The organism is Saliphagus sp. GCM10025317 (assembly GCF_042663665.1).
GTDB lineage: Archaea > Halobacteriota > Halobacteria > Halobacteriales > Natrialbaceae > Natronosalvus.
The window spans coordinates 1,571,350-1,583,946 of the sequence record NZ_JBHTAQ010000005.1; the positions used below are offsets into that span (position 1 = coordinate 1,571,350).

The 12,597-nt window shown below is 63.7% G+C and carries 18 protein-coding genes; 11 read left to right on the forward strand and 7 right to left on the reverse strand.

All coding sequences use genetic code 11. From position 1 onward, the window contains the following. Positions 1-93: 93 nt before the first annotated feature. The 3 genes from nirK to ACFQS4_RS09695 form a co-directional block, all read right to left on the reverse strand. Complete coding sequence (nirK, locus tag ACFQS4_RS09685; protein ID WP_497901312.1) at positions 94-1,197, reverse strand: copper-containing nitrite reductase; 1,104 nt, start codon at positions 1,195-1,197, stop codon at positions 94-96. Positions 1,198-1,394: 197 nt separating this feature from the next. Beyond that, a complete protein-coding gene (locus ACFQS4_RS09690; RefSeq protein WP_497901313.1) occupies positions 1,395-1,676 on the reverse strand; it encodes a DUF2249 domain-containing protein in 282 nt (93 codons plus the stop codon). Between the two features lie 201 nt (positions 1,677-1,877). Next, entirely contained in the window at positions 1,878-2,111 is a 234-nt protein-coding gene (locus ACFQS4_RS09695) for a DUF2249 domain-containing protein (RefSeq protein WP_253434883.1), read from the reverse strand. Positions 2,112-2,306: 195 nt separating this feature from the next. On the opposite strand from ACFQS4_RS09695, the gene ACFQS4_RS09700 reads away from it, so the two are divergent. From ACFQS4_RS09700 to ACFQS4_RS09745, 10 genes are all read left to right on the forward strand, one after another. Then, entirely contained in the window at positions 2,307-2,522 is a 216-nt protein-coding gene (locus tag ACFQS4_RS09700; protein WP_497901314.1) for a hypothetical protein, read from the forward strand. Positions 2,523-2,651: 129 nt separating this feature from the next. After that, complete coding sequence (locus tag ACFQS4_RS09705; RefSeq protein ID WP_497901315.1) at positions 2,652-3,323, forward strand: helix-turn-helix domain-containing protein; 672 nt, start codon at positions 2,652-2,654, stop codon at positions 3,321-3,323. A gap of 135 nt (positions 3,324-3,458) precedes the next feature. Then, on the forward strand, positions 3,459-3,971 hold the full coding sequence (locus ACFQS4_RS09710) for a halocyanin domain-containing protein (protein ID WP_497901316.1): 513 nt from the start codon (positions 3,459-3,461) through the stop codon (positions 3,969-3,971). Positions 3,972-4,023: 52 nt separating this feature from the next. Further along, positions 4,024-5,289 carry a 4Fe-4S ferredoxin N-terminal domain-containing protein gene (locus ACFQS4_RS09715; protein ID WP_497901317.1) on the forward strand — a complete coding sequence of 422 codons (1,266 nt, stop codon included), beginning with the start codon at positions 4,024-4,026 and terminating at the stop codon, positions 5,287-5,289. Further along, positions 5,286-6,650 carry an NrfD/PsrC family molybdoenzyme membrane anchor subunit gene (gene nrfD, locus ACFQS4_RS09720; protein ID WP_497901318.1) on the forward strand — a complete coding sequence of 455 codons (1,365 nt, stop codon included), beginning with the start codon at positions 5,286-5,288 and terminating at the stop codon, positions 6,648-6,650. Before ACFQS4_RS09715 ends, nrfD begins: the two co-directional genes overlap by 4 nt. Next, complete coding sequence (locus ACFQS4_RS09725) at positions 6,650-6,850, forward strand: hypothetical protein (RefSeq protein WP_311136822.1); 201 nt, start codon at positions 6,650-6,652, stop codon at positions 6,848-6,850. The genes nrfD and ACFQS4_RS09725 overlap by 1 nt, the downstream gene beginning before the upstream one ends. A 74-nt stretch (positions 6,851-6,924) precedes the next feature. Next, positions 6,925-8,022, forward strand: a complete 1,098-nt coding sequence (locus ACFQS4_RS09730) for an Mrp/NBP35 family ATP-binding protein (protein WP_497901319.1) — start codon at positions 6,925-6,927, stop codon at positions 8,020-8,022. A 299-nt stretch (positions 8,023-8,321) separates the two neighbouring features. Continuing rightward, positions 8,322-8,714, forward strand: coding sequence for a secondary thiamine-phosphate synthase enzyme YjbQ (locus ACFQS4_RS09735; protein ID WP_497903176.1), 393 nt, complete (start codon positions 8,322-8,324; stop codon positions 8,712-8,714). 101 nt (positions 8,715-8,815) lie between these two features. Further along, positions 8,816-8,959, forward strand: a complete 144-nt coding sequence (locus ACFQS4_RS09740) for a hypothetical protein (protein ID WP_497901320.1) — start codon at positions 8,816-8,818, stop codon at positions 8,957-8,959. 125 nt (positions 8,960-9,084) lie between these two features. Beyond that, the gene (locus ACFQS4_RS09745) at positions 9,085-9,549 is read left to right on the forward strand and encodes a YbhB/YbcL family Raf kinase inhibitor-like protein (RefSeq protein WP_497903177.1); all 465 of its coding nucleotides are present in this window, start codon (positions 9,085-9,087) and stop codon (positions 9,547-9,549) included. A gap of 155 nt (positions 9,550-9,704) precedes the next feature. On the opposite strand, the gene ACFQS4_RS09750 is transcribed toward ACFQS4_RS09745, so the two are convergent. The 4 genes from ACFQS4_RS09750 to ACFQS4_RS09765 all read right to left on the reverse strand — a co-directional run bounded on the left by ACFQS4_RS09750 (position 9,705) and on the right by ACFQS4_RS09765 (position 11,813). Next, positions 9,705-9,902 (reverse strand): dihydrofolate reductase family protein, encoded by a 198-nt coding sequence (locus ACFQS4_RS09750; RefSeq protein ID WP_497901321.1) that lies wholly within the window; start codon positions 9,900-9,902, stop codon positions 9,705-9,707. Further along, positions 9,854-10,255 (reverse strand): dihydrofolate reductase family protein, encoded by a 402-nt coding sequence (locus tag ACFQS4_RS09755; protein ID WP_497901322.1) that lies wholly within the window; start codon positions 10,253-10,255, stop codon positions 9,854-9,856. The genes ACFQS4_RS09750 and ACFQS4_RS09755 overlap by 49 nt, the downstream gene beginning before the upstream one ends. An 84-nt stretch (positions 10,256-10,339) precedes the next feature. Then, a complete protein-coding gene (locus tag ACFQS4_RS09760; protein ID WP_497901323.1) occupies positions 10,340-10,669 on the reverse strand; it encodes a cupin domain-containing protein in 330 nt (109 codons plus the stop codon). A 106-nt stretch (positions 10,670-10,775) separates the two neighbouring features. Continuing rightward, positions 10,776-11,813, reverse strand: coding sequence for a sodium:calcium antiporter (locus tag ACFQS4_RS09765; RefSeq protein WP_497901324.1), 1,038 nt, complete (start codon positions 11,811-11,813; stop codon positions 10,776-10,778). A 162-nt stretch (positions 11,814-11,975) separates the two neighbouring features. Between ACFQS4_RS09765 and ACFQS4_RS09770 the strand changes: the two genes are divergently transcribed. Next, a complete protein-coding gene (locus tag ACFQS4_RS09770) occupies positions 11,976-12,557 on the forward strand; it encodes a DUF7998 family protein (RefSeq protein ID WP_497903178.1) in 582 nt (193 codons plus the stop codon). Positions 12,558-12,597: the final 40 nt, after the last annotated feature.

Sequence of the window (12,597 nt, forward strand, 5' to 3'; positions counted from 1 at the left end):
TCGTCAACTGTCGAGAGTCGTGGATGAGAATCGAGGCAGATCGGAGAGGAGACGAGTCGCGGAAAAGAAAGGTGAGTTCCACACACAGCGAGCCTACGGGTTCGGATTGAAGATGTCGGGTTCCGGTTCGCCTTCAACCTCGATGACGCCCAGCATCCCCCGCCGCGCGGCTCGAGTGAGCGCGTGGTCGACGAGCTTGATCGGACCGGGAACCGGGGTCTCCATCTCACCAGCCGCGACGGAGCCGGGGACGACCGGCGCGGTTTCGATGAACCGGCCCGGCTCGGAGACCAGGTCGCCCTCGCGGTAGTACGCATCGAAGACGTTCCCGATGGGGTGGAGGGCACTCGTCAGGTTCGGCCCGCCGTTGGCGAAGAACACGCGAACCCGTTCGCCCTTCTGGACGGTCACGGGGCCGTAGCCGTTCCCGGTAAACGCGTAGGCCTCGCCGTTGAGGGTGACGTAGGTCGGGTCCTCGGCTTTCATCTTGTCGAAGCTGAACGCGTGGTGGCCCTCCTCACCGGGGGCGCCCTTCGTGTACAGTTCGTTCTGTCCGAAGTACAGTTCGCGGTCGACCTCTGGGAGGCCGTCCTCGGGCTCGACGAGGATCGCGCCGTACATCCCGGCGCTGATGTGGTAGTCCATGTTCGGGACCGCACAGTGGTAGACGTGTACGCCGGGGTACATCGCCTTGAACTCGATTTCCGCACTCTCGCCCGGATTGATCGTCGTGTCCTCGGCGCCCCCACCAGGGCCGTAGACCGCGTGCAGGTCGATGTTGTGGGGCATCGAGTTCTCCTCACTGTTCGTGAGCGTGAGGTGGATCGTGTCGCCCTGGCGAACGCGAATCATCGGTCCCGGGATCTGGTCGTCGAACGTCATGTAGTCGAAAGTGACGCCCGGTTCGATCTCCGCGGTGACCTCCGTCGTCGTCATCGAGATTTCGTGGTGACGGGGCTCGTTCCAGTCGACCGGCCCCGGAATGTCCGTCGGATCGGCCGCGACGCGGTCGACGTCGACCGGTTTCGCACTCGCGAGCGACTCTTCCACGTCGCCCGCTGGTTCTTCGCTATTGCCATTTCCGTTGCCGTTTCCGTTCCCTTCGTCAGCGTTCCCGACACAGCCAGCGACCGCTACTGCACCAGCAACACCGAGCCCCTGTAAGAACCGCCGTCGTTTCGAATTCAGTTGGGTCATTGTCCTCACCTGGGAGTATGGCTTGACGTATGTTCAAGTATGAATATGATTCCCGGACAATGGAAATACACACGGAGGTGTTCGGACAGGAGTTTAAATATTTAAAAGACCCCCCGTTATGAGGGTGTCAACTTCAACCATCTCGTCCAGACGGGGTTCGAATCCGATGAAAGCGGAGTCGACATCCCGATTTCCGGTCACTTTCGCCAGATGACGGTCACGACTTCGGCGTCGATCTCGAGCGTCTCGTACGTGTAGCCCCGGTCCTCGAGTTTCGGATACAGGAACTGCGGAGCGCGATCGTTTCGCTGGATTAGTACCGTCTCCTCGGGCAGCTCCGCCAGTCGCTCGAGCGTGTTCGCGAGCGGAGCAGGCGGTCCCAGCGATCGAACGTCGAGCACGGTTCGCGGTCGGTCCTTGGGTGCTGTCGTTCGTTCGACGGCGGACTCGAGATCGTGGCCCTGGTCGTGAGTAGACATACGTCTACAAACGGGTTCGAGGCTCGTCTACTTGTTCGCGAATGCGTTCGGGTGAGGAGCGAGGCTGCTGATCGAGGGTGACAGGAGAGGATGACAACTCGGGGTGACAACTGAGTGCGACAGACGAAAACGTTCGCGCGAAGACGCGAACGGTGGAGATGAACGAGAGTGAGGGTACCAGTATCAGTTTCGAACGGTGCGTTACTCGGCTCGTTTGGGGAACTCCGCGACGAATTTCCCCGCCTCGGCCTGTTCGACGGCGTACCCGTCGACATCGAACTCGTCGACTTCCGCCTGGAACTCGTAGAACAGCGGCTTCGGTTCGTGATCGTTGATGATCGTCAGCGTTTCGCCCGCCTCGAGTTCGTCGAAGGCGTCGTGAATCGTCGGGTGGCGGTCGACCGGCGGGATCGATCTGACGTCGAGTGTCGTCATGCAGTCGTCGGTAGTGGTTCCACCGGTATCGGCGTTCCTCCGAATACGTTCGGGATAGTTTCAGGCAGGCGGTCGTCTCTCCTCACCGGATCGCGTGCTCACGTGCGTATCACACATAATTCAGGAAGCGTTCGGACGGTCGTCGTGTCGGATACGCGAGAACACTTATGCGGATTCGAACGGTACCGATACTCGATGTATCCGACCGATGCTGGCACACACGGATTCCTCACCGTCCAGGTCGCGGTCCTCCTTCACGTTGGACTCGCTCTCGGAACCACGGCCCTGCTTTGGTGGCTCGGACTGCCAGCACGGTTGGCTGTCCCCGCCTTCGTCGTCGCTGTCTTCCTTCTGCTGGTCCCCTTCTGGCCGGTCTATGCCGACTTCCATCCGACGTCCGGAGAACGCTAGCGCCGCTGTTCGCCGCCCTCGAGCGAAATCCAGCCGCGGTGGCGATTCGAGATGATAAACCCCACGGTCGTTCCCGACCGATCATATTCTGGGGTAGTAATTAGGGAGAACGGACCCGAACGTGTTCGTATGGCTCACGCGACGCTCACCGTCACGCTCCCGGAGAAGGTATGGGTGCAGGAGGTCTCGAGCGCCCACCCGGAGGCAACCTTCTACGTCGACGCCGCGGTTCCGGGCGCCGAATCGGGGTTCGCCCTGGTTCGAATCACCGGTCCCGACGTCCCGGCCGTCCTCGAGGACATGGAGGACCATCCACAACTCACCGAAATTTCGCTCATCCAGTGGAGCGAGAACGAGGCGACGGTCCACTTCGAGACCACGGCCCCGTTGTTGCTCTTCTCCTCGCGCGACTCCGGTATGCCGATCGAGCTCCCGGTCGAGATCCGACAGGGGAAAGCGACCCTCGAGGTCGCCGGCTCCCGGGACCGACTCTCCCAGCTGGCCGACCAGTTCTCCCGATTCGGTCTCGAGTACCGCATCGACAGCGTCCAGGAACGGCTCCACGACACGCAGTTACTGTCGGAGCGCCAGCACGAACTCGTCGTCGCCGCCGTCGAACACGGGTACTACGACACCCCGCGCCGGTGTTCGCTGACCGACCTCGCCGAGCGTCTCGGCATCGCGAAGTCGACCTGCAGCGAGACGCTTCACCGGGCCGAAGAAGCGATCATCAAGCAGTTCGTCGAGAATCTGGTCGACGTAGAACGACAGCCTCCGCTCGAGGAGGAACTGGTGTCCTGAGCGACCACACAGACGCAATTCTCTCGTTCTCGAGCAAACAGTACGTTTCTCCGAACATCATCGGGTGTGTTCCCGTGGTCTGGAAACCACCACTGAAATCCTATATCCGTCGTCCATACTTCTGCCAGAGGTATCATGACTGTACACGATAAACGGAAACGGCGATTTCTACGGGCCGTCGGGGGAGCGCTCGTCTTTGGCGGACTCGCCGGGTGTCTCGAGGACGAGGAAGCTAGCGGCGGGAACGGGGACAGTGATGAAAGTGAAAATGGCGGGAACGGCAACGGGAACGGGAACGGCGGCGGCGACTACGACTTCGACGGCTACCTCGACGACGCCAACAACTACGATGGCGTCGAAGACCACACCGGCGAGTCCGAGGTCACCGTCGACGTCGGTGCCGGCTCGGACGGCTTCGCGTACGGCCCCGCAGCCATCGTCGTCGACTCGGGAACGACCGTCGTCTGGGAGTGGACCGGCGCCGGCAGCCCACACGACGTAATCGCCGAGGACGAAAGTTTCGAGAGCGAGATGCTGAGCGACGAAGGCGAAACCTTCGAACACACCTTCGACGAGACGGGCACCTTCACCTACTACTGCTCGCCCCACGTCAGCATGGGCATGAAAGGCGCCGTCGTCGTCGAATAGCTCCAGCCATGATCGCACTATTCACGACGCTGACGCCGAGGTGGGCTCGCGTATGAGCGCCGACGAAGCCGAATCCGGCGACGCCACGGAGACGCTCGAGGCGCTCCACACCGAAGAATGGGAGGCGGAGATGCGCGAACTACTCGAGGACGGCGAGTACGACGCCGATCTCGGGCTGGCGATGGCCAAGGACGCCCAGCGCCTCGTCGCGGGCGAGTTGACCGAAGCCGAGTTCGCCGCGCGCTACCACGACGCGGTCGTCGAGGAGTTCGAGGTCGACGACACCGAATTGCCCGAGGAGCTGGCAGGGCTCGAAGACGTCGACGACGAGCGTTCGCTGGCCGACAGACTGGCTGCCCTCGAAGAGGACGGCGAGATGGACCGCCGCGAGGTGATGAAGAAGATGGGTGCCGCGGGACTCTTCCTCGGACTCGGCACCTGGGCCACGGTGGACAGCGCCGAGGGCGCAGACCCGGCCGCGGCCGCCGGCGAGGGCGAAGACGAGGGCACGCAGTACGGGATGGTCATCGACCTCGAGAAGTGCGACGGCTGTCTGGCCTGCGTGGTCGCCTGCAGCCAGGAGAACAATACCTCGATGGGGGCCAACTGGATGTACGTCTTCACCTACGAGGAGCCCGACCAGGACGGCCACAACTTCCTCGTGCGGACGTGCCAGCACTGTTCGGACGCCCCTTGCCAGAAGGTCTGTCCGACGACGGCCAGACACAAGCGGACCGAGGACGGCCTCGTCCTGACTGACTACGACGTCTGCATCGGTTGCCGGTACTGTCAGGTGGCCTGCCCCTACGGCGTGAACTACTTCCAGTGGGGCGAACCCGACACCCCGCAGTCGGAACTCGATCCGGAGCACGTCTACGACGGGCGCGATCGCCGGGTCGACAGCCGGCCGCCGAAGGGCGTCATGGGCAAGTGTACGATGTGCCCCTCCCGCCAGGACGGCAAGCGCGGCGAGGACAAGATCGGCACGACCGCCTGCGAGGACGCCTGTGCGATGGATGCCATCCACTTCGGGGACATGAACGACGAGGACAGCGACCCCAACCGCTACCTCGAGCAGGTCCGGGAGGAAACCCCCAACGACCGCGAGACGTTCCCCAACCGGACCGAGAACAAAGTCTCGACGTTCCGGCTGCTCGAGGAACTCGGCACCGACCCGAACGTCGTCTTCGTTGGGAACGAACCGGGCCCCGACGCGAAACAGGTCGAAGGGCCCGTGGCCTACGAGGACGTCGGACAACTCGACCGCCGGAAGGAAGTGCTCGACGACGGCACGTTCGCCGGAGGTGTCTCGCCGTGAGCACCCAACGTCCGAGCGAAGCGGACATCGTTCGGCCGATGCAGCGCACCTCGAAGGGATACTACGGCCTGCTCGCGGTCGTCTCCCTGGGAATCCTCGCGTTCCTGATCGGCTGGGGACTCCAGCTTCGAGACGGCCTCATCGTCACCAGTCTCGGGGACTGGGGCTCGAGCGGCGGCGTCACCTGGGGGCTGTACATCGGCGCGTTCATCTGGTGGGTCGGGATCGCCCACGGTGGGATCATCCTATCGGCAGCGGTCCGCCTCCTCGGGATGGACCGGTACAAGCCTGTCGCCCGACTCGCGGAGTTGCTGACGATTGCCGGCCTGACGGCGGCCGGATTGTACATCATCATCCACGTCGGCCGGCCGGACCGAATCGTCACGAGCATCCTGCTCAACTACCACGAGACGATCCACACCTCGCCGCTGGTCTGGGACGTGACCGTCATCACGCTCTACTTCGTGATGACCGCGACCTACCTCGCACTGACGATACGCTACGACGTGACGCGTCTTCGCGACGACCTCCCGGACCGACTCGAGCCGCTGTACCGGGCGCTGACGATCGGGTACACCGAAGAGGAAGACGAGGTCGTCGAACGGATGGTCTGGTGGCTCGCGCTGGGGATCATCATCCTCGCGCCGCTGTTGCTCCACGGGGGAGTGATCCCGTGGCTGTTCGCCCTGCTGTCGTCGATGCCGGGCTGGTCGGGCGCGATTCAGGGCCCCCAGTTCCTGACCATCGCGCTGACCTCGGCCATCAGCGGCGTCCTGATCGCCTCCTACGCGTTCCGACGGGCCTACGACTGGGACCACATCATCACCGACGACGTGTTCCGCGGGCTCTTGCTGTGGCTCGGCTTCTTCAGTCTGCTGTTCCTCTGGCTCCAGCTCCAGCAGGTCATCAACGGCGTCTTCGCGCCGCCGGTCGACGTCGACTACGCGATGCACGCCAAACTCGCTCAGCCGCTGTACTGGGTGTCGATGGGCCTCGTCTTCGGAACGATGGCGTACGTCTTCGCCCAGACGCTCCGCCCGTCGCTGTTCAGCCTCAAGCGCAGCATCGCTGCGGCGGTCGCGGTGCTCTGTGCGACGCTGGTCGAGAAGATCCTCTTCGTCGTCGAGGGGCTCATGCATCCGACGTTCAGCCTCTACAGCGGCGTCCCCGGATCGTACGTCCCGAGCCTCGTCGAGCTCTCCTCGCTGGTCGGGACCATCGCCATCGTCATCACGTTCTTCATGCTCGTCGCGAAGGTCATCCCGGTCGTCGAACTCCACGCGATCGAGGAACTGCGGGGTCACGACGACGAGGCCGAATCGACTCCGACGGCTGACTCCCCAATGGAGGTGAACGCGTAATGGAGTTCGGCCCCGGCACGTGGCTTATCTTTGGGATCATCCTGGTTCCGGTCTACGTCGTCCTCCTGGCGTGGTATCTCGGTGAGCCCCGCGACAGAAAGACGGCGACCCTCGGGGTTGTCTACCTCGTTGGACTGACCACGCTCCTGTGGACCGCTATGTTCATCAAGACGGTGATTCTCGACGTGATCTTCTTCTAATTTCATCGCCGCCCTTCGACCCGCGTATCGAGCGACGAACGACACCGACTACCGATTCAAACCAAACTGAACCTATGACCGTATCCGCATCCGACCTCCGTACCCAACTCGCAACCGTACAGGACCCCGAACTCGAGGACGACATCGTCTCGCTCGGCCTGGTCAACGACATCTCGATTGAGGACGACACCGCCCGGATTTCGCTGGCGTTCAACGCGCCCTACGCCCCCGCTGAGATGACGATGGGGAATCGCATCCGCGAGGTCGTCGCCGACCTCGACGCGGACCTCGAGGCCGACGTTCGCGCCAACGTGGGCACAGACCACGGCTTCGACGAGGAGATTCTCCCCCGAGTCAAGAACGTGATCGCCGTCTCGAGCGGCAAAGGCGGCGTCGGCAAGACGACCGTCGCCGCGAACCTCGCGGCCGGCCTCGAGAAGATGGGTGCGCGGGTCGGCATCCTCGACTCGGACATCCACGGCCCGAACGTCCCGCGCATCTTGCCGATCGAGGGCGAACCCGGAATTACCCCTGACGAGGAACTCGTCCCGCCCCGGTCGGACGGCGTCCGTGTCATCAGCATGGGCTTTCTCACGGAGAACGCGGACGACCCGGCTATCCTCCGGGGGCCGATGGTCAACAACATCATGACCCAGTTCCTCCAGGAAGTCGAGTGGGGCGTCCTCGACTACCTCATCGTCGACCTGCCGCCAGGAACTGGCGATGCTACGCTCAACCTCCTTCAGCTCATGCCCGTCGCGGGGGCCGTCATCGTCACGACGCCCCAGCAGATGGCCGTCGACGACACCCGGAAGGGGCTACGCATGTTCCAGGAACACGACGCGCCGATCCTGGGTATCGTCGAGAACATGTCGACCTTCCAGTGTCCAAACTGCGACGACCAGCACGACCTCTTCGGCCGCGACGGCGGCGACGGCATCAGCGCCGACTACGACGTCCCGCTGCTCGCGAAACTTCCCCTCAATCCCGAGTTCGGCGCCGAAGAGCGCGACGTCCCGCCGGTCAAGGACGACTCGAGCCCCGTCCAGGGGGCCCTCGAGGACCTCGTCGAAACCGTCGTCGACCGCATCGGAGAGGTGAACCGGGCTCGAGTCGCCGACGTAACGGCGAACGAGGTCGAAGAACCCGTTCCGTCCGCGGCCGGCCAGTAGCCGTTTCATTTCCCGTTTCCCGTCGATCGCTCGAGTTCTGCCGCCGTTTCGACGACAGCTATACTTTTTATAGTAATAACCTCGCCCGAATTCGTCACACCTCGAGACCGAGCGCCAGTCGACTTCGACACGGGTGAGCACCTTCGCGAGCACGTGGAGCGACGTCACCCGAAGCGGGACGTCAACTGGTGGGTCGTCGCGGAGGATCCCGCGAAGGAACTTCTGTTCTCGCGGGAGTAACCGCGTTATTCACGCCGGGAATTACGGTGAACGACACGAAACGATACTCGAACACAACGATGGAACTCGAGATCCAGACCACGGACCGACTCAACGTCGTCGACGTGACGTCGACCGTCGAAGACGCCCTTCCCGACGCCGTCGAGAGCGGCACGTGCACCGTCTTCGTCCCGCACACGACCGCCGGGGTGATCGTCAACGAAAACGAACGGCGACTCCTGGCCGACCTCGAGGACGCCCTCGAGCGACTACTCCCGCGCGGGGACGGCTACGATCACGATGCGATCGACGACAATGCGGACGCCCACCTTCGTGCGACGATCCTCGGGGAGAGCGTAACGGTGCCAATCGTCGACGGGGAACTCGCGCTCGGGACTTGGCAGTCGATCCTGTTCGTCGACTGTGACGGACCGCGAACCCGTCGCCTCCGCGTGACGGCGCTCTCGGCGTGATTGCGTATTCGCCCTCGACCGGGGAACGGCGAACGACATCCGCTACCGATCGGACCGGGAGACCTCTGCTGTCGACAGGTGGGTGTTTTATTCCCCTGGCAGTGGTCCACACACCCGACTCGAGCGCTCGACTTTCACGACTGTACCGACTCGAGGCCGAGAGCGTCGTCTTGCACGAGATGACGACGTCGGTCCGGGAAGCCGCTCGAGAACGCGAACCTGAGCCGCGACAGGAACGGAGATGAACATGCCACGACGCACGATTACGACCGCACTCGTCGCGATTCTCGCGGGGTGTTTCGGCGGGTTCGGCGGCCCCGGCGATTCCGGCGGTGGGAACAGCGACGACGACAACCCCGCTCTCTCGAGAGTGGACCAGCGGGGCGACCTCCGACTCACCAGCCCCGCCTTCGACGACGGCGAGCGCATCCCCGACGAGTACGGACGCGGCGACCGGGACGTCAATCCGCCACTCGAGATCGAGGGGGTACCGGACGAAGCTGACTCGCTCGTCCTGGTGGTCGACGATCCAGACGCCGTCGAACCGGCCGGGCGGATCTGGGTCCACTGGCTGGTGTGGAACGTGCCGCCGGAGATGACCACGATTCCGGAGGACTGGGACGCCGCAGGCGCCGTCGAGGGCGAGAACGACTTCGGCGGCGTCGGCTACGGCGGGCCGTCGCCACCGGACGCCGAGCACACCTATCGATTCAAAGCGTACGCCCTCGACGCCATGTTCGACCTCGAGGCGGGCTCCTCGGCCGACGAACTCGGCAGGGCGATAGACGGGCACGTGATCGCACAGACGCAGTTGACCGGGACGTATCCGCCGTAGTTCGGCTGGGCGGGTTCGAACGGGATTCGGCGGTTTATCCGTCGACGAAGTGCTCGAGGGCGTCACCGAAAGCGTGGTCGTTCCTCTGACAAACCCACAGTGGGCGCCCCTCCGGTCCACTGACCTCAATTGTCCGACCGACATCGAGGGGAACACTACTCCTGGATCCCGTAGCGAAGCTCGACGAGCCCGTTCTCGAGCGTCGTCGTTTCTTCCAGCTTCAACCGGTTTCTCGGTCCGTTCGTCCCGAACAGACGAATTCCGCCACCGAGCAGAATTGGGGCGATGGTCAGACGAAGTTGGTCTACCTGTCCCGCCTCGAGAAATGCCCGAGCGACCTGAGCGCCACCCACGAGCCAGATACTGGCGTACTGATCTCGGAGCCGCGGAGCGCGAGGTCCGCAACCGGTTCGTCGACGAACTCGACGGTATCGACAGAGTCCACGACCGGTTCGGTATCGTCGTGAGTTAACACGCACGTCGGCCGATCCTCGTATGGCCACGCGCCGAAGGACCGCACCTGTTCGTACGTATTCGCGCCCATCACGAGGGCGTCGATATCTGCGAAGAACGCGTCGTACCCGCCGTCACCCTGGCTCTCCCTCGTCGATTCAAACGCCTCGAGCCACTCGACGTCGCCGTCATCGTCGGCGATGAATCCGTCGACGCTGGTCGCGATGTAGAGGGTGATCGTTCCGGCGATCACGCTGCTCGTACGACTCCAGGGACGATCGTTCTTGGCCTCGAAGGGTGCGTCCCGTCGATAACGGCGGGCGCTAATCACTAATCGCTAGTCGACTCGAGGGGCCAGTACCAGCAACGCCACGCTGTCCTCGATGGCCTTCGGAGAGACGTACTGGTCGCCGTCGAAGCGGACGATATCGCCGGCCTCGAGTTCGTGTTCGTCCTCGTCGAGTGTGACGGTCAGGCGTCCCTCGAGCACGTAGAAGACGATCTGTCGGTCGGGGTGCTGGTGGGGTGCGATGGAATCGCCGGCGGAGAGCGTGAGCCTGATCGTCTGAGGTTCGCCCTCGAAGACGCGGGCGTGGGGCGCGCCCTCGAGGTCCTCGAGGACAGCGCGTTCGGTGGGTGCGGCGGAATCGGCGGTCGGTTCTGACATATAGTGGTATGCACGGATCCCGGGCCCATGGGGATTCGCCCGAATCGATTCGGTTTCCGGGCCTCGAGCGACGCGCTCACGTCCAAATCTCGAGCGACGACAGATCTCAAACGCCCCTGATCAGGTTGGTTACGCCGATCGTTTCCGCGATCACCCAGCCGACGAACACCAGATAGCTCACGAGCAGCAGGTACGCCTCCCGGGTGGTCAACGAGAGGTCGGTTCGCATGACCGCAAAGAGGACCACCGTGGCGAGGGTGAGCACGCCGAACATCGGGATGGCGACCGCGAAGTCCACCGCGGCCGTCCCGACGATCAACACGCCGATGGGGATCGCCACGAGCAGGTCGAACGTGTTCGAACCGAGGACGTTGCCGAGGCTCGTTTCCTCGTTTCCGCCTCGAGCCGACCGGATGCTCACCAGCATGTCAGGTAGGCTCGTCGCGCCCGCGATAATCGTGACGCCGGCGAGGAACTCCGGGATGCCGAACGTCGTGCTGAGCGATTCGACGCTACCTACCAGCTGGTGGACCGCTACGAGGATCAGGAGCAATCCACCAGCGAGTTTCGCCCACTCTCGAGCGAGGTCGATCGATGGCTTCGCCTCCGTGGCCTCGTAATCGCTGACGTCCTGCCACTGGATGAAGAGGTACAGGCCGTACAGCCCGATCGGGAGCATCGCCAGCGGACGGGTGATTTCGCCGCCGAGTCCCGAGCCGTTGGAGACGGGGTTGTAGATGACCGCCAGCGCGAACGTGATGATCAACCCCGAGACGGCGATCATGTAGAACTGGGCCTCCTTGTAGACGATGGCCCGGTTCGTCTCCATGGTTCCGTCTGAAAAGATGCCGGCGAGTGCGGGGATAACCAGGATGTTGAAGATCGCGGAGCCGACGATCGCGCCGACCCCCATGTCGAACGTTCCTCCGATCGCCGTGAACACGACGCTCGCGAGTTCCGGAAAACTCGAGCCGACGGCGACGACGATCGATCCCTGGACGACGGCCGGGAGTTCGTAGTACGTCGAGAGCGTATCAGCCGACCCCTCGAGCCAACCGCTCCCGATCCAGATCACGCCCGTGGCCACGAGGACGACGGCGACGTCGACCAGCGACCCGCCTGCGAGGACTCCTGGGAAGACCATTGGCGAACGTGTTGGGACGAAAGGGTATAAATCGGTCCGAAATGTCGACGCGCTCGATGGTCCCATGTGCCCGAAGCGCTCGATGCGCCAGATGCGCCAGATGTGCTCGACGCGAATATGTCCGGGACCACCCATAGGGTGCCGGAGCCCCTCTCGTTTGGTATGCGCGGCTTTCGATCCCCGTTCGGCGCGGACGACCTCTTCGACGGCTACGACGAGTACGTTCCGGAAAACGTGCCAAAGCCGGGGCCGTCCCTCGAGGAGCACGACATCTTGACCGGCGACGATCACCTCGCGTTTCATCGGCTCACGCGCGACTGCTTCGAGGAGCGGAAGGTCTACGACATGACCTTCAACTACAACCTCGCCAGGCTCAACCTGGACACCCGCCACCCGGGCGCCGGCTACCGGTACGCCCGGGACCGCGACGACCCCGCGGTCCTCCGGGCGGAGTTCACCCCGACGACGCCGTTTTGCCCGCAGACGCACACCCTCACGATCGGCTCGTTCCGGGCCTGGAACGGTCTCTCCGAGCGCCACGAGTACGACCTCGTTTCGGTTCGCGCGGCGCCGATGCACCACCAGAGCGAGGCGATCAACGCCCAGCTCGAGGAGGTCGAAGCCGCCTTCCTCGAGACGGGTGCGGTCGATCACGAGCCGAGTGGCGACATCGGGTCCAATCCGATGGAGCGCTCGATGGGCGCGACAGGGCCGAGCCGGGGCAGTTCAGACGCGCCGTTCTGACGTTCTGAGCGTCGCGTTTCTGGGTTGTGGTTTCTCGTTT